Source organism: Clostridium ihumii AP5 (assembly GCF_000612845.1).
In the GTDB taxonomy this organism is placed as follows: domain Bacteria; phylum Bacillota; class Clostridia; order Clostridiales; family Clostridiaceae; genus Clostridium_J; species Clostridium_J ihumii.
In genome coordinates this window covers 49,313-70,981 of the sequence record NZ_CCAT010000064.1, presented here as the reverse complement: position 1 = coordinate 70,981, position 21,669 = coordinate 49,313, and the positions used below count along the sequence as shown (strand labels likewise).

The following is a 21,669-nucleotide window of genomic DNA, read 5'->3' as shown; positions in this document are numbered from 1 at the left end:
ATAGTATAATGATTAGGTAGCTAATGTAATTTGAAAAATAAAACAATGTTAACTTTATTTTTATAAATGAAAGGATGGTAAAAATGGATTTGTGTTCAGATGAATCAGTACGTAATATATTTGCAGAAGTGATGAGATTACATTTTTTAAGAAGTTATTCACTTCTAGAAAAAACCGGAGTTTATCCAGGTCAACCTCCATTGTTATTTTTATTGAATAAACAAAATGGACAAAGTCAAAAAGAATTATCTGATAAGTTAAGAGTTAAACCTGCTACAACAAATGTAATGATAAAAAGAATGGAAAAATCAGAATTAGTAGAACGAAGACAAGATGAAAAAGATCAAAGAATTAGTAGAATATTTATAACGGAAAAAGGATTAGAGGTTTGTAATACACTTATAAAAATACATGAAGAAATAGAAAAAGAGTGTTTTGCAAATTTTACTAATGAAGAAATAATTTTAATGCGTAGATTCTTATTACAAATAAGAGATAATTTATTAGATGTTTGTAAAGATGATAAATTTGGATGTTGTGAAAAAAATAAAATTTAATTAATAATATGAAATATGTAAATACTAATATTATTAATTAAATTTAAAATTAAATAAGCTAAGAAAGGATAGGAAATATGTTTAAGCTAATCAAGTATTTAAAGAAATCAGTTGCACCAATAATAGTAATAATAGGCTTATTGATAGTTCAAGCTATTTGCGATCTTTCTTTACCTGACTACACTTCTAAAATAGTAAATGTAGGTATACAACAAGGTGGAGTAGAAAGTGCAGTACCAACTATTATAAGAAAAAGTACCTTAGATAAAATAACATTATTTATGAATGATAATGATAAAGATATGCTTCTAAAAAATTATGAAGTATTAGATGAAAAAGAAGCAAAGGAGGAATTTGCTAGTTATAATAATTTAAAACAAGATCCTCTTTATAAGTTAAAAAATATAACTAAAGAAGAAAATGAAGAATTAGAAAATATAGTTGGAAAACCAATTTTAATTGTTGCTGGAATGGAGAAAGATGATAAAGCAACATTAGGTATGAAAAATCAAATTCTAAACAATAGTCAGATACCCAATAGTGATAATTTAAGTATATTTGAATTATTAACAATGATGCCCAAGGAACAATTAGATAATATAGTAAATGAAATAAATAATAAATTTAAAGATATGCCAGATAGTATAATAAGTCAAAGTGCTACATCTTATATAAAAGATGAATATACTAAAATTGGTATTAATATGGAGAAGACACAAACTAGATATATATTATCTTCTGGTGGAAAAATGCTTTTAATAGCACTTATAAGTATGATTGCAACAGTGCTAGTAGGATTGCTTGCAGCTAGAATTGCAGCTTCACTTGGTAGAGATCTTAGAGGAAAAGTATTTAGAAAAGTATTATCATTTTCTAATGCAGAACTTGAAAAATTTTCAACAGCGTCACTAATAACACGTAGTACAAATGACATACAACAAATACAAATGCTTATGGTAATGCTTTTAAGGATAGTATTTTATGCTCCAATATTAGGAATTGGTGGTTTTATAAAAGTACTTAATACCAATACATCAATGGCATGGATTATAGGGGTAGCAGTATTATCAATTTTATCATTAGTAACTATTCTTTTTGGTATAGTAATGCCTAAGTTTAAAATGGTTCAAAAACTTATAGATAAAGTTAATTTAGTAACTCGTGAAATATTAACAGGTATAACTGTTATAAGAGCATTTAGTACTCAAAAGCATGAAGAAAAAAGATTTGATAAAGCAAATAAAGACTTAACTAAAACAAATCTTTTTGTTAATAGAGTAATGTCTTGTATGATGCCAGCAATGATGTTTATAATGAATGCAATAACTGTACTTATAGTTTGGAAAGGTGCTAATAGCATTGATTCAGGTGCAATGCAAGTTGGAGATATGATGGCATTTATTCAATATACTATGCAAATTATAATGTCATTCTTAATGATATCAATGATATCAATTATGCTTCCAAGAGCAGCAGTATCAGCATCACGTATAGATGAAGTACTAACAACAGAACTTACAATAAATGATCCTAAAGTAAATGAGGAGCCTAAAGAAAATATGAAAGGTGTTTTGGAATTTAAAAATGTATCATTTAAATATCCAGATGCTGAAGAAAATATTTTAAACGATATTTCATTTATATCAAAACCGGGAGAAACTACAGCATTTATAGGTAGTACTGGTAGTGGAAAGTCTACACTTATTAATTTAATACCTAGATTCTTTGATGTAAGTCAAGGTGAAATTTTAGTTGATGGAATTAATATAAAAAATATTTCTCAACATGATTTAAGGGAAAAGATAGGGTATGTACCACAAAAGGGTGTGTTGTTTTCTGGTGATATAAATTCTAACTTAAAATATGGAAAAGAAGATGCAACTGAAGAAGAAATATTAAAAGCAGCTGAAATCGCTCAAGCTACTGAATTTATAAAATCAAAACCGGAAGGATTTGAAACACCTATATCTCAAGGTGGAACTAATGTATCAGGTGGACAAAAACAAAGATTATCTATTGCAAGAGCAATAGTTAGAAATCCTGAAATATATATATTTGACGATAGTTTTTCAGCTCTTGATTTTAAAACAGATGCTACTCTTCGTAAGGCATTAAAATCTGAAACAAAAAATAGTACCGTTTTAATAGTTGCACAAAGAATAAGTACTATATTGAATGCAGATCAAATTATAGTTCTTGATGAAGGAAAAATTGTAGGAGTTGGAACACATAAAGAACTTATAAATAAATGCGAAGTTTATAAGCAAATAGCTTCATCACAACTTTCTAAGGAGGAGCTAGAAAATGAGTAAAGAAAAGAATAGTGGAATGAGAAGAGGTATGGGTGGTCATGGTCCTATGGGAGGCATGGGCGGTGGCCAAAAAGCTAAGGATTTCAAGGGGACTATGAAAAAATTAGCTTCATATTTATCTACATTTAAAATAGCTATATTAGTAGTTATAATTTTTGCAATAGGTAGTGCTACGTTTTCTATAGTTGGACCTAAAATATTAGGTAAAGCAACAACTGAAATATTTAATGGTCTTATAAATAAAATTTCAGGTACGGGAGCAGGTATAAATTTTACTAAAATAGGCAACATACTGCTTATATTAATTAGTCTTTATTTAATAAGTATGGTATTTGCATTTATTCAAGGTTATGTAATGAGTGGAGTTTCACAAAAAGTATCATATAATTTAAGAAAAGAAATATCTGAGAAGATAAATAGAATGCCAATGAAATACTTTGATGGAAAAACTCATGGTGAAGTGTTATCAAGAGTTACAAATGATATAGACACTTTAAGTCAAAGTTTAAATCAAAGTATGACACAAGTCATAACAGCAATTACAACTATAATTGGTGTACTTATAATGATGCTATCTATAAGTGTATCAATGACACTAGTAACACTCGTAATTTTACCATTGTCAATGCTTTTTATATCTTTAATTGTAAAAAAATCTCAAAAACACTTTAAATCACAGCAAGAATACTTAGGTCATGTAAATGGTCAAGTTGAAGAAGTATATGGTGGTCATAATATTGTAAAAGTATTTAATGGAGAAGAACGTGCAATTAAGGAATTTGATGAGCTAAATGATACATTATATAAATCAGCATGGAAATCTCAATTTCTTTCAGGAATGATGATGCCTATAATGACATTTATAGGAAATATAGGATATGTTATAGTTTCTATTATGGGGGGATATTTGGCAATTAGAAAAACAATTGAGGTTGGTGAAATTCAATCTTTTATTCAATATGTTAGAAGCTTTACACAACCTATATCTCAAGTTGCACAAGTAGCAAATTTAATGCAATCTACTGCAGCTGCTGCTGAAAGAGTTTTTGAATTTTTGGAGGAAGAAGAAGAAGATCAATTTGCTTCAAATCCTGTATCAATTAAAAACTTAGCAGGTAGAGTTGAATTTGATCATGTTAATTTTGGTTATAATGATGATAAAACAATTATAAATGATTTTAATGCAAAAGTTCATGAAGGTCAAAAGATAGCAATTGTTGGTCCAACTGGTGCAGGAAAGACAACTATAATAAAACTTCTTATGAGATTTTATGATGTAAATAGTGGTTCAATTTTAATAGATGGACATAACATAAAAGACTTTAATCGTACTGAATTAAGAGATATGTTTGGTATGGTGCTTCAAGATACTTGGTTATTTAGTGGTAGCATTAAGGAAAATATAAGATATGGTAGATTAAGTGCTACAGATAGCGAAGTTGAAGAAGCTGCAAAAGCAGCACATGTGGATCACTTCATTAAAACATTACCTGATGGATATAATATGGAACTAAATGAAGAAGCAAGTAACGTATCACAAGGACAAAAGCAATTACTAACAATTGCTCGTGCAATACTTGCTGATCCTAAGATATTAATACTTGATGAAGCAACAAGTTCTGTTGATACTAGAACAGAGGTTTTAATTCAAAAAGCTATGGATAACCTTATGGAAGGAAGAACAAGCTTTGTAATAGCTCATAGATTATCAACAATACGTAATGCAGATTTGATTTTAGTTATGAATAACGGAGATATAATTGAACAAGGAACACATGATGAATTATTAGCAGCTAATGGATTTTATGCAAATCTATATAACTCTCAATTTGAAAAACCAGAAGCTATATAAATTAAACTTAAAATGTCACTTTAAATTAATTTTTAAAGTGACATTTTCATATTTTATTTTACAAGGTAGAAAAGTTTAATTTAAAAAAATATGATATACTATACATATGGAATTTTGAACTTAAAAAATAAAGTTAAATTTATTTTTGTAAATAAAAATATAATAATGAACAATATGAGTATAGAGGTGAATGATATATGCAAAAACTATTAGTGGTTGTTGATTATCAAAATGATTTTGTAGATGGTGCTTTAGGATTCAAAACAGCTAAAGACTTAGAAAAACCTATTTGTGATAAAATTAAAGAATATTTAGATAATGAGTATAAAGTTATATTTACATATGATACGCACTTTGAAAATTACTTAAATACAAGAGAAGGTAAAAATTTACCTATAAAACATTGTGAAATAAATACTTTTGGTCATGAATTATATGGAGATTTAAAACGGTTTATAAATAATAAAAATGTAATAAATTATAATAAAGAATCCTTTGGAATATCACCAGAAGGAATGTTGAAAATATATAGAGAAATAGGTGAGGTAGAGACAATTGAAATAGTAGGGGTTGTTACCAATATGTGTGTTATAAGTAATGTAATAATGTTTCAAGCGCAATATACTGATGCTGATATAATTATAGATGCAAAACTTTGTGCAAGCTTTGATGATGAATTACATGAAAAAGCACTAGATGTAGCTGAATCGTTACAAGTAAAAGTTATTAATAGAAAATAAAACTTATAATATAAAAAATATGAATTTGGAGTGATAAAATTGAAAGAAAATTTTAATGCTGAGAAAGAAACACAAAATCTTTTAAATTGGATTAGAGAATATTTTAAAGAGCATTCTAGTGTGAAAGGTGCTGTTATAGGTATAAGTGGTGGTAAAGATAGTACTGTTGTATCAAAGTTATTGGTTGAGGCATTAGGTAAAGAAAGAGTTTTTGGTGTATTAATGCCAAATGGAGAACAAAAAGATATAAACGATAGTTTAAAAGTTGTAGAACTTTTAGGTATAAACTATAAGGTAGTAAACATAGAAAAAGCCTACAATGGAATATTAGAAGCAATTAATATAGAAAATATAGCTTCTGCGGCAAAAACAAATATTGGACCAAGATTAAGAATGACTACTTTATATGCCATTGCAGCAGATATGGGATATATGGTTTGTGGAACAGGAAATAAGTCAGAAAAATTTGTTGGATACACTACTAAATGGGGAGATGGAGCTTCAGATTTCAATCCAATAGGAAACCTAACAACAGAAGAAGTAAAAGCTATAGGTGATTATTTAGGACTTCCAAAATACTTAGTACATAAGACTCCAAGTGACGGCTTATGTGGAAAATCTGATGAAGAAAATTTAGGTTTTACTTATAATGATGTAAACACTTATATTGAAAAGGGAACTACAGGAAATAATGAATTAGACGAAAAAATTAAATTAAAAAATAAATATAATAAACATAAAAACGATCCTATACCAATGTATAAGCCGTTATAGTAATCAAAAAATAGTTTTAGAAAAAATATCTTTCTAAAACTATTTTTATTTTAAGGCTATAAAAATATTGACAAATAACTATTATTAAGTAATAATAGTTATAAAGAAATGAATAAGTTGATAAAACTTATTCAGAATAGCAAAATAGTATATGTTTTAGCTATACAATAGGAGGAATAAAAAAATGAAAGCACGTGTAGATGAAAATGTATGTATTTCTTGTGGATTATGTGAAGGAACATGCCCAGAAGTATTTTCGCTTGATAGTGGAGTTGCCGTAGCAGGTAACGTAATAGAAGGTATTGAAGAAGCTGTTAGAGAAGCATGTGAAGGATGTCCTGTAGAAGCAATATCAATAGAAGAATAATATTATAAAGTGTTATATAAAAGGAGAAAAGTATTATGTCAAAGGTTTGTTTATGTAAAGGTGTTACAGAAGAAGAAATAATAGAGGTAATAAAAGATGGATCTTCTACTTATGAAGATGTAAAAGAAAAAACAGGAGCAGGTACTGGCGGATGTCGTGGTGGTAGATGCAAATGCAACATTGAAATTTTAATAAGAGACAATAAATAATTACTAAATAGGATTTGAATAAATATAATAACTAAAAGGGTAATTTGAAATTAATAATATATTTCAAATTACCCTTTAATTTTATTGAAGTAAAGTTATTTATGTGTTTATTAATTTAGCATTAATTTCAATAACTCTATTGGAATTAGTTTTAGTAACAGTTACATCTAAATTTTTATATTTAAAATTATCACCTTCATTTGGGATTTTATCAAGTTCTGATATTACCCATCCGCTGACAGTACTAATATCTAAATCACAATCTATATTAAATATTTCAAACATCTTATCTAAATTAGCATTGCAAGAAATTTTATATTCATCCTCTGATATTTTAGTGAATTCTTCTACTACTTCATCATGTTCATCCCAAATTTCACCTACAAGCTCTTCTAAAATATCTTCCAAAGTTACAATTCCTAATGTACCACCATATTCATCTGAAATAATAGCCATATGAGATTTATTTTTTTGTAGAAGTCTTAAAAGTTTTGAAATTTTCATACTAGATACTGCATATACAACTGGCTTTATAATATCTTCTAATTTTTTATTATTAGTTAATATATAGTTATAAAAATCTTTTTCGTGAAGTACACCTATTATAGTATCAATAGTATCTTTAAAAATAGGAAGTCGTGAATAACCACTATCAAAAAACAGATTTGATATTTCTTCATTTGAATAATTTAGGTTAATAGCGATAATATCTACTCTAGGAGTTAAAACATCACTTACATTAAGATCATTAAACTCTATTGCGCTTCGTATAAGTTCACTTTCATGTTCATCTATTCCACCTTCATTTTTAACTTCATCAACCATTGTTAAAAGCTCTTCTTCAGTAAGCCCGTTATTACTTTTAATTTTAAACATCTTAGAAAGAAGTTTTTTCCAGCATATAAAGAAAAAATTAATAGGTGTTAAGATAATGATAAAGAAACGAAGTATAGGTGCTGAAAAAATAGCAAAATTTTCAGGCTTTTCTTTAGCAAGACTTTTAGGCGAAATTTCACCAAAAATTAATATAAATATAGTCATTACTACTGTTGAAATTGTAACACCTGAATCACCAAAATATTTTATAAAAATAGTAGTAGCTATAGAAGCAGAGGCAATGTTTACAATATTGTTGCCAATTAAAATTGTAGATAAAAGTTTATCGTAGTTCTGAGATAATGAAAGTGCTAGAGCAGCATTTTTGTCACCATTGTTAGCTATATGTTTCAGTCGTACTTTATTAAATGATGAAAAAGCTGTTTCTGTAGCAGAAAAGTATGCTGACATCAAAATTAAAATAATTAGAATAATTATAAGAGTAAGATTACTAGTATTCATTATAATTAAATTCCCCCCAAATAAATTATATAGTATAAATCTTTAAAAAGTATTGGAGGGCTATGTGAACAAGTAAGATTTCTTCTTATTTGTTTAATTATTAAATTAATTTTTAAATAAAAAAATGAGGCATGAGTAAAAATTAAAAAATTAAAATAATCTATAAAAATTAAAATAAGAGATATGGTAATAGACATAACCACAGAAAAATATAAATTTAATCTAAAAGACTTTAATTTTAATAAGTAATCATGCGACGGGTGACCTTCCAAAATAATTCCTTCTTTCATATATTTTAAAATTAATCTAATATATATTATAGTAGAACTTTAAAGAAAAATGAATGGATTTAGAGAAAATTTACAATATAAATAAAATTCGAAAAAATATTGACATTAACCTAGCGTTAAGTATTACTATATATACTATAGTAAAAGTTAAGGAGAAATTGTCATGGTTAGAATTGAAAATATGAAAAGAGAAGACTTATATAAAATAGTTAAATGGAATAATAATAAGTCAGAAGGGGATTTGCTAAAATGGGCTGGGCCAAAATACAAATTTCCATTGACATTGAGTCAGTTAGAATTATATTTTCATGATATGGTTAAAAGTGAAAAATATAATGTGTTTTTGTTTAAAATAATTTTAGAAGAAAGTAATGAAGTTATAGGAACAATTGAACTAAGAGAAATAGAAAATAAAGATAATCAAGGATGGATAAGTGGTTTTCTAATTGGAGAAGAAAAATATAGAAATCGTGGATTTGGAAAAATTGTATTACAAGAAGTTTTAGAATTTGCATTTAAAGAACTAAATTTTGAAAAAGTTGGATTGGCGGTATTTGATTTTAATATAAATGCAATTAAATGTTATGAAAATATAGGCTTTAATAAAATAAAGTTTAGAAAGAACTCAAGAAAGTATAAAGACGATTATTGGAGTCTATATGAAATGGAAATCTTAAAAGAAGAATGGATAAACAAATAAATATGTAATATAATGGAAATATAAAATAATAATAGGAGGAATATTTCAATGAACCTTAAAAATTATATATTAAGATTCATGAAAAAAATATGTGATGAATAATAGAAATTATGGAGTAGGATTAGTATTAATTGCAATTGGTGTTATTGGGATATTAAATCAAGTATTTAATATTAACATCTTTTCTATCGTGAATATATGGCCATTAATTATAATTGCTATTGGATTGTGTCTAGAAGGATCATATTTTTTAAAGAAAAAGTCACCAGGAGTATTAGTGCCAGGAGGTATTCTAACAACTTTAGGTATATTATTTATATTTGAAAGTGCTACAAATTGGAGATTTTCAGGATATACATGGCCTTTTTATTTCTTAGCAGTAGCAATTGGTTTATTTCAACTATATATTTTTGGAAGCAGAGAAAGAGGGCTTTTAATACCAATTGGAATTTTATTAACTATATTTGTTGTATCGTTTGGAAATATATTACTTGGAACTGTGTTTGGATGGCTAAACAAATCATTGATTGTTCCTATAATCTTTATAATAATAGGCGTGTTTGTTATTTTTGAGAAAAAAGATTAAAAATATTAAATTTATAATAAGGACTTATAATTTTAAAAATTATAAGTCCTTATTATTTGACTTTTTTATACTAAATGTAATATAATTTTGAATGATAATGTCAATAGTGTTTAAAATGATGCATAAAAAAATATTTTTTTTAAAATATATAGTTTTATGTATAATTTTTAAACTTTTATATAAAACTAATATAGTAAATTTTAAAAGAAAAAGGAGTTTTTGGTGTGAGGAAGAATATTTTTACTGCAAAAAGAAGAAGAATGCAGAGAAAAAGAAATATGAAAGTTTTTGTAGGAACTTTTTTTTGTTTAATGATGTCATTATTAATAACAAGCCCATATAAAGAGAATATTAACAATGAAGTAATGCTAGCATCAAGTGAAAACTCAGAAATTAAAAGTGTAAAAAGTGATAATGTAAAATCAACAAGTGATAAAAAAATAGATGAAAATGAATTAAATACTAGTAACTTAAGAGCATCAAGAAGTGGTGATTTTTCAGATGAACGTAGAGACAAAGAAAATGAAGAAATTATAAAAGAAGAGAAAATGGATGAGAATAGTGATTTATCTAAAGAAGTAAAAGGTATAGCTATTACAAGTGAAAAAACTATAGTTAAGCCATCTAAAGTAGAAAAATTAGATTGGTTTAAAGAAGCTCAATTTGTATATCCTATTGGTGCGGTAGCAGAAATTGAAGACATATATACAGGAAAAACATTTAAAGTTAAAAGAACTTTTGGAGATAACCATGCTGATGTAGAAGCACTTACTAAGGATGATACAAAAGTTATAAAAGAAATTTGGGGCGGATTTTCATGGGAGAGAAGACCAGTTATAGTATCTGTTAGTGGTAGAAGAATTGCAGCATCTTTAGCAGCAATGCCACATGCAGGAAATGATGCATATCCTGCTTTATCTGAAGCACCGAATTTATCAGGTGGATATGGAACAGGACAAAATTTAGATGTAGTTAAAGGAAATGAAATGGATGGAGTATGTGATCTTCATTTTTTAAATAGTATGAGACATAATGATGGAGAAATTATGGCTGCTGTTGATGATGCCCATCAAAGTTGTATAGAAATAGCAGCTAAAAGTAAGTAGAAATAAAATAATTACATAAAAATAGACCTCTCTTTTAAAAGGAGGTCTATTTTTTATCTGTATAAACGACGACGTTTATTTTTCTTGTTTTTACTTGATTTTATTAATTTTACAATTAATATAATTAAAGCAAATATAACAACTAAAATTATAAGGTAAATAAATATATTATTTTTAACTAATTCCATTTTAGAAATAGTAGGATATAACTCAAATTTAGTTTCTTTATCTTTAACTTTAACAGTTACAGTACCAATAGATTTATTTTTATTTAATTTCCATGCAGATACATCTTTTATATCATAAGAAACATCTGCTTTTAGAGATGTTTTATAGAAAGACGCATCATCTTTTATTTCAACAGGTACTCTAACAGCTCTTTCAGGTCCTATAAATGGAATTAAATTATATTTTAAAGTTTTAGTTTCAAGTGTAGTATCTTTTTTAAGCAATGGTTCTTTTTTTGCACCATAGCTAAAATCAGCTAATTTCTCTACATCTTCAAAAACTTTAGTATCTTGTGGTAAATTATATTCAGAATTAAGAACTACAACAGCTATTTTACGACCATCTCTTTCATAAACTGTAGCAAGGCATCTTCCGGATTTTTCAGTATATCCAGTTTTACCACCTATATTTCCATTTTCACCTACTAATTTATTTCTATTTTCTATTTTAGCGGCTGGTCCATTTGTAGATTTAACTTCTGCTTCTTTTTTTGTCATAGTAGAGGATGTCCACTCATTAGCCATAACTGCTTTTAATAGTAGAGACAAATCATAAGAACTAGTTAAATGATTATCAATATTATCATCTAAACCATTAGGTGTAACAAAATGAGTATTAACCATGTTTAACTCTTTTGCTTTTTCATTCATCATTTTAACAAAATTCTCAACACTTCCACCAACTTCTTTAGCTATCATGTAAGCAACATCATTACCAGAATATAAAAGTAATATATTCATGGCATTTGAAGCAGTAAATGTATCTCCAGGGGTAACTGGATGAACATTTAATCCATATGAGAAAGGAGCTTCTTGTAATGCTTCTTTAGGATATGTAAGTAAGTCATTTGGTTCTTTGTTTTCAGCTAAAAGAAGTGCAGTCATAAGTTTTGTAATACTTGCAGGGAACATCTTATTATCTATATTTTTAGCATAAATTATTTCATCAGTATCTAAATCAACAGCAATTGCGGATGTTCCAATTAAATCAGGTTCATTCGTATTATTGTCTGCTGCAAACACTGCACTAGAAAATATAGAAGTAAAAATAAGAGCAGATGCAATAATTTTTTTTAGTTTATTCACTTTTTTCTCTCCTTTACTTATAAGTATATTAAAATCATACATAAGTATAGCATTTTAATAAAAAATGAACAAGCTGAAAGATTTATAGTATTAAATAGAATTTGGTTAAATTATTCTTTATAAAGCTATAATAGTACATGAATAAGAGTTCCTAATATTTTATTTTTAAATTCTAATATGGATAAAATATTTTCCAAAATTTTGATTTAACATAGATTATTTAGAATGTTTTTCATTTAATCTTATAATTTTAATTAAAATATAGTTTAAAAGTTTAAAAAATATTAATAAACATTTAAATTGAAGAAATAATATATTTTATTTTGAAATAATATATTATTATATAGTTAAATATATTTTAAATAGAAAAGATGGAGAAGTTTATGATAGATGACATAAGAAAAAAAATAAAAAATAATAAATTAGGAATTTTAGGTGAATATAAAGAAGCATCAGTTATGATTTTATTAGAAGAGACTAATGAAGATATAAATGTAATATTTGAAGTTAGGGCTAAAAGTCTAAGAAGTCAACCAGGAGATATATGTTTTCCAGGAGGGAAAAAAGAAAGAGAAGAAAGTCCTAAAGAAACAGCAATTAGAGAAACAATTGAGGAATTAAATCTAAAAGAAAATGAAATTGAAATTATAGGGGAATTAAAGAAATTTGTAACACCATATGGGTTAATATTATATCCCTTTGTTGGAAGGATTAATGCAAGTCATATAAATCCTCATAAAAATGAAGTTGAAAAAGTATTAAGAGTACCTTTAAAATATCTATTAAACTATAATCCAAAGTTATATAATTTAAAGATAGGACCTATAGATAAAACTGGATTTCCTTTTGAATTGATAAATGGTGGAGAAAATTATAAATTTAGAGAAGGTGTTTTAAAAGAATATTTTTATATTTTTAATGGTTATACTATATGGGGTTATACAGCAATGATTTTAAAAGAATTTTTAGAAGTTATATCTGATTAAGTTCATTTAAAATATAAGTAATATTATGATATAATGATGAATATATAATAGATAATAGTGATAGTTTATTGAAGTTTATATGTATAGTTAGGGGGCTTAGGTATGGATGAGTTTGGTAAATGGCATAATGAAATTTTAGGAAACAAAGTAGTTAAAGCTTTGGAGAAAAATGGTTTTCACGCAATATATTTTGAAACAAAAGAGCAAGCAGAAAATTTTATAATGTATCACGTTAAATCAGGAGATGATGTTGGATTTGGTGGCTCACAAACAATAAAAGCATTAGACTTAAAGAAACGAATAAGAGAAATTGGTGGAAATATATTAGATCATGGAGAATTTGGTTTAAATAAAGAACAAAAATTACAAGTTATGAGAGCTGAACTTGTTAGTGATTTATTTTTATGTAGCAGCAATGCAATTACACTTAAGGGAGAACTTGTTAATGTAGATGGAGCAGGTAATAGAGTTGCAGCTATGACATTTGGACCAAGAAAAGTTATAGTTGTTGCAGGTGTAAACAAAATAGTTGAGGATATAGAAGAAGGATTTAGAAGGATTAGAAATAATGCATCACCTAAAAATAACAAGAGATTATCATTAAAAAATCCATGTACTATTAATGGCAATTGTATTGATTGTAAAAGTGAGACAAGAATATGCAGAGCTTATTCGGTTTTAAAAAGAAAACCAATGCAAAGTGATATAAGTGTTGTTATAATTGGAGAAGAATTAGGATTTTAATAAATTAATGATATAAAAATAGGCCTTAAGGTCTATTTTTTTTGAATTTTATTGAGCAAATATGAATACATACTAAAAGATGTGTAAAATTATTATAAAAAACATTTAAATTTTCAGAAAATACTTTATATTATAGTGATTTTGAATTATAATATTTATTGATAGGTTAAATGACTTGGGGTGAGGTGATTAATTATGACTAAGTGTCCATTACTAAGCACTATCGATGAAGATGTTGAATGTTTTAAGGAGTGTGAATTTTATAACTGGGAAGAAAACGGGAAAAAGTGTCCTTTTCTAGAAGTGAAGAGAACCAAAAGATTATGTAAACATCTTTGTGATTATGAAGCGTATAAAGAAGATAAAACATCACCTATAAGTATACTTTATAGTGATGATTATATTAAAAGTATATACAATAAATCTGAGAAAAGAATAGAAAATCTATAATATATATAGTTAAAAGACTTGTATTAAATAATTAGAGCAAATATTATGAAAATATATTTAAAATTACAATGCTATAAAAGTTAGGACATGCTTTGAAAAGTATTTAAAATTAATAGTATTATTAATGATAAGTTGTTACCAATATTACTATAGATTAATTATATTGTGAGATTACGAAATGAAAAGTTATATTAAGTATGTAACCATAATACTTAATATAACTTTTTAGATTTTATATAATTAAATTTGTAATAATAAAAAATTATTGCTATAATCTAAGGGCAAAACAACTAAGTATAAATGAATTAAAACAATGGTGATAAAAATGAATGAGAAAATGAATTTTATATGTTATTATAAGGAAAAATATAATAAATTTAAAAAAGAGAACTTAGTACATATATATTTAGAAAAAGATAGTAAGGTAATATTTAAAAGTAACTATAGTATAAAGTGTATCAATATAAAAGAAAGTAGGCAGAAAATTTTCGCCTTAATAATCTCATTTTTAGAAGAGTTACATATGACTAATAATATTACTAAAAATCATAATATAACTATAATAGTTAAAAATGAATATATAGTAAAAGATTTAAAAAACTTTAAAGATATTAGTAATAAGAAGTATTATTCATACCAGAAATCAAAAGAGATATTTATTAGTCATAGTAATTGGAAAATAATATATAATAAACCACAAAATAAGAAGGTTAAGAAAATAAATCAAAAGAAAAACAATGGAACTGTTTCAAAAACTTTACAAGGTTTAGATGATGATTGTAATAATATAATTTCTTTTGATTTAGAAATGAACTATGCCTCTTTAGATGATAGAAATATAAATGAAACTATATCTATCGGAGCAGTAAAATATAGTCGTATAACTGGAAAGGTTGAAACATTTTACTCTTTAATAAAGCCTAAAATTAGCTATATATTACAAGAGAAAATAGTGGAACTTACTAATATAAATCAAGATGAAATTGATAATGCAAAAAGTTTTAATAGTGTTATGAAAAAATTTTCTGAATGGGTAGGGGATTCTAAATCTATTTATGTAAGCTGGGGAATGGCTGATATAAAGGTGCTAGAAAGTGATAATTTAATTAATAAAAATAAAGTAAAAATAGTTAATGAGATGATTAAAAATTATGTAGATTTTCAATGTGAATTCTGTAGCAATGTACATAGTAAAAGTGCAATAGGACTTGTTAATGCATTGAAATTTTGTAATATAGAATTTAAGGGAGATTTACATAATGCATTAGATGATGCTATGAATTTAAATAATTTGGTTGTGGATTTCATTAAAAAAGAGGATTTAAAATATGAGGCTTAAATATAGAAAAACTATAGGGTGTTTAAATGGAGATCCCTATAGTTTTTCTATTAGATTAGAGTTTAATAAAACTGATAAGTCAAATTTTTTTGTTTCATTTTTAAATTTTAATTCTATAATATTTTCATCTATATAAGTTATAGTAGCAGCATCTTTTCCTTGATATCGTACAACATCATTAACTTTAAATGGAAGTTTTAATTTGTAATTGCATTCATTTATAAATTGAGATGGCTTATAAGATTTATTTTGAACTTTAGACGGAATTAAAAGAAATAAATTTTCAATAGATCTGGTGATTCCAACATACATAAGTCTTCTTTCTTCTTCTAAGTTCTCATCTATATTATTTTCATGAGGTAAATAACCTTGAACTAAGTTAATTATAAATACAGTATTAAATTCCATACCTTTAACACCATGAATGGTACTTAATATTACACCATCTTTATTACTATTGTTATTATTTAAATAATTATCATATTCATCTATATATGATAGAAATGAAATTATTGTTTTATGTTCAAATGCAACAGATTTAAATTCTTCCAAAATACCTTCAAAATCTTTAATATCTATTTTAAATTTTTGTGAATACTCGATAAGATAATCATAGTAACCTAGTGATTGTATAATAAAAGCTATAGCGGAATTTAATGACATTTTATTTAAATAAGCTATATCATTTCTTAAATCATCTAAACTTTTCATTTGGAAACTTCTAATATTATCCATATCTTTTAGTGATTCAAAACAATCTATCTCAATTATAGAATTTTTAATTTTTTCTATAGCATTTTTACTTATATATCTAAAAGGCTTATTTATTATACGAATAAAGTCTTCTTTAGATTTTAGATCTAAACTAAGTTTAAGATATGAAATTATATCTTTGCAAATAAAATGGTTGAAAAAATTATATTCTTTATCTAAAAGTTTAAAAGGAATAGATCTTTTTATAAAGACATCAATTACTCTACGACTTTCAATATTAGTTCTATATAAAATTGCAAAATCATTATATGTATATGTATTTGAAGCTATAGCTTTTTCTATATGATTAGCTATATATTTACTCTCAGATGTATCATCCATTAGTTTTAATACACGAATATCTCCATCATTACTTTTTTGAGAGATTATATTTTTATCTCTTCTTAATTTATTGTTTTTTATTAAATCCATGGAGATTTCTACTATGTTTTTTGAACATCTATAATTTTGAGATAAATATAATATTTCAGAATTAGAAAAAGTATTTTCAAAGTCCACCATATAATGAGGTTTTGATCCCCTAAATGAGTAGATACATTGATCTTCATCACCTACTGCAAACACTGAATTATTATAATTAAGCATTTTTAAAATATCTATTTGAATTTCATCGCAATCTTGAAATTCATCTACTAAAATATATTTAAAAAGCTCACGATAACCATTTAAAAGTTTTGGATTTTTTATAAATAATTGACGGCACATTATTTGTAAATCATCAAAATCATATAATCCTTTTTCTTTTTTATAGCTCTCATATATTTCAAATGTATTTTTAAATAAATCTTTATCTAGCTTGGTTTCAAAATCGGAAATATTAAGTCCACTTGTTTTATATAAAGATATATTGTTTATGTATTCTTTTACTTTTTCATCACTTACCTCATCCATGTAAGAAGATAAAAAACTTCTTACTAATTTAAAAGTCTCTGTAGAATTTATAAGTTTAATTTCACCATAATAATTAATTAGAATTTTATAAAAGAGACCATGAAAAGTTCCGAAAAATGGAATGCGACTATCTTTATATATATATTTAAATTTTTCACGCATATTATCAGCAGCGGCTTTAGTGAATGTTATTACTACTATATTTTGAGGATTGACTTTTTTATATTTAATTAAGTGATATACTTTATGAACTATAACAGTAGTTTTACCACTACCAGGACCGGCACTAACTAAAATATTTCCAGAATCATGTAAAATTGCGTTTATTTTTTCATTGTCAAGATTTTTATATTCTGTATACATAATTCCTCCTTGATTATATTTATGAAGTAATGTATATATTATATAACATATAGATTATGAGTATCTAATATGTTATAATATAACACAGAATTTATAAAACAGTAAGGGGATAAAAAATGAGTACTTTAGAAAGTTTTAATGTTAAAAATCATAGAAACTTAACAATGTTAGTAGATTTTTATGAATTAACTATGATAAATGGATATTTAAATAATAATGTGCAAGATACTATCGCTTATTTTGATATGTTTTTCAGAAAAATTCCAGATGGTGGTGGATATTGTATAATGTCTGGAGTAGAGCAGGCTATTGAATTTTTAAGTAGTCTAAAGTTTACAAAAGATGACATAGATTACTTAAGAGCTAAAAATATGTTTGATGATAAATTTCTTAAATATTTAGAAGATTTTAAGTTTTGCTGCGATGTTTGGGCAATTCCAGAAGGTACACCAGTTTTCCCAGGGGAACCATTAGTTACTGTAAAAGGGCCCATAATGCAAGCACAGTTCATCGAAACAATGATGTTACTTACTATAAATCATCAAACATTAATAGCTACAAAAGCTGCTAGAATATGCGAAGCTGCTAAAGGAAGACCAGTTATGGAATTTGGATCTAGAAGGGCACAAGGATATGATGGAGCTATATATGGAGCAAGAGCTGCAATTATAGGAGGGTGTTCATCAACTGCATGTACTATAGCAGAAGAAATGTTTAATGTACCCGCAATTGGAACTATGGCACATTCTTGGGTTCAATTATTTGATTCTGAATATGAAGCATTTAAAGCATGGGCAGAAACTTATCCAGATAATACAGTGCTTTTAATAGATACATATAACGTATTAAAATCAGGAGTACCTAATGCTATAAAAGTATTTGAGAATGTTTTAAAACCTATGGGAAGAAGACCAAAAGCAGTTAGAATTGATAGTGGTGACATAACATACCTTACTAAAGAAGTTAGAAAAATGCTAGATGATGCAGGTTATGAAGATGTGAAAATTACTATATCTAATTCACTAGATGAATCTATAATAACATCTGTATTAGAAAGTGGTGCACCTATTGATAGTTTTGGTGTTGGTGAAAGACTTATAACAGCAAAAAGTGAGCCTGTATTTGGTGGAGTATATAAGTTAGTAGCTGTAGAAAAAAATGGAGAAATAATACCAAAGATAAAGATAAGTGAAAACATAGAAAAGATAACAAATCCAAGTTTTAAAAAGATATATAGAATATTTGATAAACATACAGATAAAGCTATTGCAGATTTAATATGTACAAATGATGAAATCATTGATGAAAATGAAACACTAGAAATATTCGATCCTACTTTTACTTGGAAAAGAAAGAAAATAAAAAATTATTATGTTAAAGAATTAATGGTTAAAGTTTTTGAAAAAGGTGAAAAAGTGTATAATAGTCCTTCAGTTATGGAAATTAGAGAATATGCAAAACAAGAGCAAAAGAAACTTTGGCCAGAAGTTTTAAGACTTCAAAATCCACATCATTATTATGTTGATTTATCAACTAAACTTTGGAAATTAAAAGAAAATTTATTATATAGATATTCAAGTGAATATGGAGATTAAAAAGCAGGATGAAAATCCTGTTTTTTTGCTATTTCTTGAAGTATTATAAATAATGTTATATAATCAATATTAAGTTTAAAAATATTTAAAAATGTAATAGGCTTATTGTCTATTATTTTTTTTAGTGTTTTAGTATATATAAAGAAAATAGTATCTATAGAATTTATTAGATAGATAAGTTTAATATAGAAGGGAAAAGATATAATATGGACTTTATAAACAATATAAATAATTTACAACCGGAATTAATAGAATTAAGAAGAGAATTCCATAAAAGTCCAGAGCTTGATTTTGAGCTTCCTAAAACAATTAGTAAGATAAAAGTTTTTCTAGATAAGGAAAATATTTCGTATAAAGAAATTGGCAGAAGTGGTTTAGTTGCTGAAATTAAGGGCAAAAATGAAGGTAAGACTATTGGAATAAGAACTGATATGGATGCATTATCCATTACAGATAAAAAAAATTGTACATATAAGTCTCAAAGTATAGGAAAAATGCATGCTTGTGGACATGATGCTCATATGACTATAGCATTAGGAGCAGCAAAAGTTTTAAATGATTTAAAAGAAGAATTTAGTGGAACAGTTAAAATTATTTTTGAACCAGCAGAAGAAACAAGCGGTGGATCAAAAGCAATGATAGATGATGGAGTTCTAGATAATCCTAAGGTTGATGCTATGATAGGACTTCATGTAAATGAAGAGATTCCATGTGGAAAAATAGGCATAAAAAGAGGTGTGGTTTATGCATCATCTAATCCATTTAAAGTTATAATTAGAGGTAAGGGATCACATGGAGCAAGTCCGCATAGAGGTATAGATGCGATTGTTATAGCTAGTGAAGCAATACTTATGCTTCAAACTTTAGTTAGTAGAGAAATTTCGCCAACTTCACCAGCTGTAATTACAGTTGGAAAAATTAATGGTGGAATGGCACAAAATGCAATAGCAGATGAAGTTGTTTTAGAAGGAATGATAAGAACTGTAAATCCTGATGAAAGAGAATATATAACTAGAAGATTTAAAAATGTTATAGAGGGTATAGTAAATATAAAAGGTGGAGAATGTGAGATTGAAGTAAATGATGGTTATCCATGTGTTATAAATGATGATGATATTTACTATGAATTTGAAAAATCTTCAAAAAGAATTTTAGGTGAGAAAAATGTTAAAATTATAGATAATCCAACTATGGGAGTTGAAAGTTTTTCATATTTTTCACGAAAGGTTCCTTCAATATTTTACTGGTTAGGATGTAGAAATGAAGAAAAAAATATAGTTAATCCTGCTCATAGTAGTTTATTTGATATAGATGAAGAGTGTTTATCTATAGGTGTAAAGTTACAAGTAGCTATGGCTATTGATTTTTTAAATAAGTAATAAATTTAAAATAGATATTACAGGAGGAAAAAATATGAAAATAAATATAGGACCGAATGAAGCAGGACAGAGATGTGATAAATTTGCTAGAAAGCTTTTAAAGGATGTTCCATTAAGTGCAATATATAAATCTTTTAGAAAAGGTGATATTAAGGTTAATGGTAAAAAGGTTAAAGAAAAATATTCACTACAAGATGGTGATGTAATAGAATTTAGAGAAATAAAAACAGAAGCAGAAAAGAAAAAGAAAGATACTTTTCAAAGAATAGATAATAAGTTAAAAATTACATATGAAGATGAAAATATACTTATGGTAGAAAAATGGCCAGGAGTGTTAGTACATAGTGATAAAAAGAATGGAGATAAAACATTAACAGATTATGTTTTATCATATCTTTATGATAAAGGTGATTATGAACCAGAGAAAGAGGTTACATTTATTCCTGCACCTTGCAATAGATTAGATAGAAATACTTCAGGAATTGTTATATATGGTAAGAATTTTGCAGCTTTAAAAGAAATGAATGAAATGATAAGAGATAGAAAAGTTGAGAAGTTTTATACTGCACTAGTAAAAGGTAGAATAAAAGAAGGATATTATGAAGCATATATATCTAAAAATGAAGATAGCAATATATCAAGTATATCAGATGTGCCAAAACCAAACACAAAACATATAGCAATGAATGTTAAAAACATTCAAAGTTGTGGTACTTTTTCACTAGTAGAATTAGAGCTTTTAACAGGAAGAAGTCACCAATTAAGAGCACATTTATCATACTTAGGAAATCCAATTGTTGGAGATCTTAAATATGGAGAGAAAAAATTAAATAGTTTCTTTATAAATAGATATGGACTTGATTATCAGTTCCTTTATGCATATAAAGTAATATTTAAAGAAACGGGAGAAAATTTATCTTATTTAAAAGGAAAAACAATAGCAGAATCTCTTCCACCTATTTTAAAGAAGATAAAAACGGATGTATTTAAATTTTAGTGGAGGA

General features: G+C 26.2%; 20 protein-coding genes. 17 read left to right on the top strand and 3 right to left on the bottom strand.

Features of this window, described 5'->3' with window-relative positions:
• The first annotated feature begins 83 nt into the window (after positions 1-83).
• The 7 genes from BN346_RS13105 to BN346_RS13075 all read left to right on the top strand — a co-directional run bounded on the left by BN346_RS13105 (position 84) and on the right by BN346_RS13075 (position 6,811).
• On the top strand, positions 84-557 hold the full coding sequence (locus BN346_RS13105) for a MarR family winged helix-turn-helix transcriptional regulator (RefSeq protein ID WP_040329205.1): 474 nt from the start codon (positions 84-86) through the stop codon (positions 555-557).
• 77 nt (positions 558-634) lie between these two features.
• Positions 635-2,869 carry an ABC transporter ATP-binding protein gene (locus tag BN346_RS13100; RefSeq protein WP_040329204.1) on the top strand — a complete coding sequence of 745 codons (2,235 nt, stop codon included), beginning with the start codon at positions 635-637 and terminating at the stop codon, positions 2,867-2,869.
• Entirely contained in the window at positions 2,862-4,721 is a 1,860-nt protein-coding gene (locus tag BN346_RS13095; RefSeq protein ID WP_040329201.1) for an ABC transporter ATP-binding protein, read from the top strand. Before BN346_RS13100 ends, BN346_RS13095 begins: the two co-directional genes overlap by 8 nt.
• Positions 4,722-4,918: 197 nt before the next feature.
• The gene (locus BN346_RS13090; protein WP_040329200.1) at positions 4,919-5,461 is read left to right on the top strand and encodes a cysteine hydrolase family protein; all 543 of its coding nucleotides are present in this window, start codon (positions 4,919-4,921) and stop codon (positions 5,459-5,461) included.
• Positions 5,462-5,500: 39 nt separating this feature from the next.
• Positions 5,501-6,235, top strand: a complete 735-nt coding sequence (gene nadE / locus BN346_RS13085; protein ID WP_040329199.1) for an NAD(+) synthase — start codon at positions 5,501-5,503, stop codon at positions 6,233-6,235.
• Between the two features lie 184 nt (positions 6,236-6,419).
• Positions 6,420-6,602, top strand: a complete 183-nt coding sequence (locus tag BN346_RS13080) for a ferredoxin (protein ID WP_040329197.1) — start codon at positions 6,420-6,422, stop codon at positions 6,600-6,602.
• Between the two features lie 35 nt (positions 6,603-6,637).
• A complete protein-coding gene (locus tag BN346_RS13075) occupies positions 6,638-6,811 on the top strand; it encodes a (2Fe-2S)-binding protein (RefSeq protein ID WP_040329196.1) in 174 nt (57 codons plus the stop codon).
• 99 nt (positions 6,812-6,910) lie between these two features.
• Here BN346_RS13075 and BN346_RS13070 read toward each other — a convergent pair whose 3' ends face one another.
• Complete coding sequence (locus tag BN346_RS13070; RefSeq protein ID WP_040329195.1) at positions 6,911-8,149, bottom strand: HlyC/CorC family transporter; 1,239 nt, start codon at positions 8,147-8,149, stop codon at positions 6,911-6,913.
• Positions 8,150-8,602: 453 nt separating this feature from the next.
• Between BN346_RS13070 and BN346_RS13065 the strand changes: the two genes are divergently transcribed.
• The 3 genes from BN346_RS13065 to BN346_RS13055 all read left to right on the top strand — a co-directional run bounded on the left by BN346_RS13065 (position 8,603) and on the right by BN346_RS13055 (position 10,831).
• On the top strand, positions 8,603-9,139 hold the full coding sequence (locus BN346_RS13065) for a GNAT family N-acetyltransferase (RefSeq protein ID WP_040329194.1): 537 nt from the start codon (positions 8,603-8,605) through the stop codon (positions 9,137-9,139).
• Positions 9,140-9,233: 94 nt separating this feature from the next.
• Positions 9,234-9,725 carry a LiaF transmembrane domain-containing protein gene (locus BN346_RS13060; protein ID WP_040329193.1) on the top strand — a complete coding sequence of 164 codons (492 nt, stop codon included), beginning with the start codon at positions 9,234-9,236 and terminating at the stop codon, positions 9,723-9,725.
• Between the two features lie 224 nt (positions 9,726-9,949).
• The gene (locus BN346_RS13055) at positions 9,950-10,831 is read left to right on the top strand and encodes a hypothetical protein (RefSeq protein WP_242838433.1); all 882 of its coding nucleotides are present in this window, start codon (positions 9,950-9,952) and stop codon (positions 10,829-10,831) included.
• A gap of 53 nt (positions 10,832-10,884) precedes the next feature.
• On the opposite strand, the gene BN346_RS13050 is transcribed toward BN346_RS13055, so the two are convergent.
• The gene (locus BN346_RS13050; RefSeq protein ID WP_040329191.1) at positions 10,885-12,144 is read right to left on the bottom strand and encodes a D-alanyl-D-alanine carboxypeptidase family protein; all 1,260 of its coding nucleotides are present in this window, start codon (positions 12,142-12,144) and stop codon (positions 10,885-10,887) included.
• A gap of 383 nt (positions 12,145-12,527) precedes the next feature.
• Here BN346_RS13050 and BN346_RS13045 point away from each other — a divergent pair, with 383 nt between their 5' ends.
• The 4 genes from BN346_RS13045 to BN346_RS13030 all read left to right on the top strand — a co-directional run bounded on the left by BN346_RS13045 (position 12,528) and on the right by BN346_RS13030 (position 15,663).
• Entirely contained in the window at positions 12,528-13,130 is a 603-nt protein-coding gene (locus BN346_RS13045; protein ID WP_040329189.1) for an NUDIX hydrolase, read from the top strand.
• A gap of 102 nt (positions 13,131-13,232) precedes the next feature.
• Positions 13,233-13,874: a lactate utilization protein gene (locus BN346_RS13040; RefSeq protein WP_040329187.1), complete on the top strand. Its 642-nt coding sequence runs from the start codon at positions 13,233-13,235 to the stop codon at positions 13,872-13,874.
• 195 nt (positions 13,875-14,069) lie between these two features.
• Positions 14,070-14,324, top strand: coding sequence for a hypothetical protein (locus BN346_RS13035; RefSeq protein ID WP_040329186.1), 255 nt, complete (start codon positions 14,070-14,072; stop codon positions 14,322-14,324).
• 313 nt (positions 14,325-14,637) lie between these two features.
• Positions 14,638-15,663 (top strand): 3'-5' exonuclease, encoded by a 1,026-nt coding sequence (locus BN346_RS13030; RefSeq protein ID WP_081771009.1) that lies wholly within the window; start codon positions 14,638-14,640, stop codon positions 15,661-15,663.
• 36 nt (positions 15,664-15,699) lie between these two features.
• Here BN346_RS13030 and BN346_RS13025 read toward each other — a convergent pair whose 3' ends face one another.
• Positions 15,700-17,691 carry an ATP-dependent helicase gene (locus BN346_RS13025; protein WP_040329182.1) on the bottom strand — a complete coding sequence of 664 codons (1,992 nt, stop codon included), beginning with the start codon at positions 17,689-17,691 and terminating at the stop codon, positions 15,700-15,702.
• Between the two features lie 116 nt (positions 17,692-17,807).
• Here BN346_RS13025 and BN346_RS13020 point away from each other — a divergent pair, with 116 nt between their 5' ends.
• The 3 genes from BN346_RS13020 (at position 17,808) to BN346_RS13010 (ending at position 21,662) form a co-directional block, all read left to right on the top strand.
• Positions 17,808-19,286 (top strand): nicotinate phosphoribosyltransferase, encoded by a 1,479-nt coding sequence (locus tag BN346_RS13020; RefSeq protein WP_040329181.1) that lies wholly within the window; start codon positions 17,808-17,810, stop codon positions 19,284-19,286.
• A 206-nt stretch (positions 19,287-19,492) separates the two neighbouring features.
• Positions 19,493-20,665 (top strand): M20 metallopeptidase family protein, encoded by a 1,173-nt coding sequence (locus BN346_RS13015; protein ID WP_040329180.1) that lies wholly within the window; start codon positions 19,493-19,495, stop codon positions 20,663-20,665.
• A 34-nt stretch (positions 20,666-20,699) separates the two neighbouring features.
• Positions 20,700-21,662: an RluA family pseudouridine synthase gene (locus BN346_RS13010; RefSeq protein ID WP_040329178.1), complete on the top strand. Its 963-nt coding sequence runs from the start codon at positions 20,700-20,702 to the stop codon at positions 21,660-21,662.
• Positions 21,663-21,669 lie beyond the last annotated feature (7 nt).

Coding starts and splice junctions, on each gene's coding strand:
- BN346_RS13065 (WP_040329194.1), top strand. CDS start 8,603: ATGGTTAGAATTGAAAATATGAAAAGAGAAGACTTATATAAAATAGTT.
- BN346_RS13090 (WP_040329200.1), top strand. CDS start 4,919: ATGCAAAAACTATTAGTGGTTGTTGATTATCAAAATGATTTTGTAGAT.
- BN346_RS13025 (WP_040329182.1), bottom strand. CDS start 17,691: ATGTATACAGAATATAAAAATCTTGACAATGAAAAAATAAACGCAATT.
- BN346_RS13100 (WP_040329204.1), top strand. CDS start 635: ATGTTTAAGCTAATCAAGTATTTAAAGAAATCAGTTGCACCAATAATA.
- BN346_RS13020 (WP_040329181.1), top strand. CDS start 17,808: ATGAGTACTTTAGAAAGTTTTAATGTTAAAAATCATAGAAACTTAACA.
- BN346_RS13045 (WP_040329189.1), top strand. CDS start 12,528: ATGATAGATGACATAAGAAAAAAAATAAAAAATAATAAATTAGGAATT.
- BN346_RS13015 (WP_040329180.1), top strand. CDS start 19,493: ATGGACTTTATAAACAATATAAATAATTTACAACCGGAATTAATAGAA.
- BN346_RS13105 (WP_040329205.1), top strand. CDS start 84: ATGGATTTGTGTTCAGATGAATCAGTACGTAATATATTTGCAGAAGTG.
- BN346_RS13010 (WP_040329178.1), top strand. CDS start 20,700: ATGAAAATAAATATAGGACCGAATGAAGCAGGACAGAGATGTGATAAA.
- BN346_RS13095 (WP_040329201.1), top strand. CDS start 2,862: ATGAGTAAAGAAAAGAATAGTGGAATGAGAAGAGGTATGGGTGGTCAT.
- BN346_RS13080 (WP_040329197.1), top strand. CDS start 6,420: ATGAAAGCACGTGTAGATGAAAATGTATGTATTTCTTGTGGATTATGT.
- BN346_RS13035 (WP_040329186.1), top strand. CDS start 14,070: ATGACTAAGTGTCCATTACTAAGCACTATCGATGAAGATGTTGAATGT.
- BN346_RS13040 (WP_040329187.1), top strand. CDS start 13,233: ATGGATGAGTTTGGTAAATGGCATAATGAAATTTTAGGAAACAAAGTA.
- BN346_RS13070 (WP_040329195.1), bottom strand. CDS start 8,149: ATGAATACTAGTAATCTTACTCTTATAATTATTCTAATTATTTTAATT.
- BN346_RS13030 (WP_081771009.1), top strand. CDS start 14,638: ATGGTGATAAAAATGAATGAGAAAATGAATTTTATATGTTATTATAAG.
- BN346_RS13060 (WP_040329193.1), top strand. CDS start 9,234: ATGAATAATAGAAATTATGGAGTAGGATTAGTATTAATTGCAATTGGT.
- BN346_RS13075 (WP_040329196.1), top strand. CDS start 6,638: ATGTCAAAGGTTTGTTTATGTAAAGGTGTTACAGAAGAAGAAATAATA.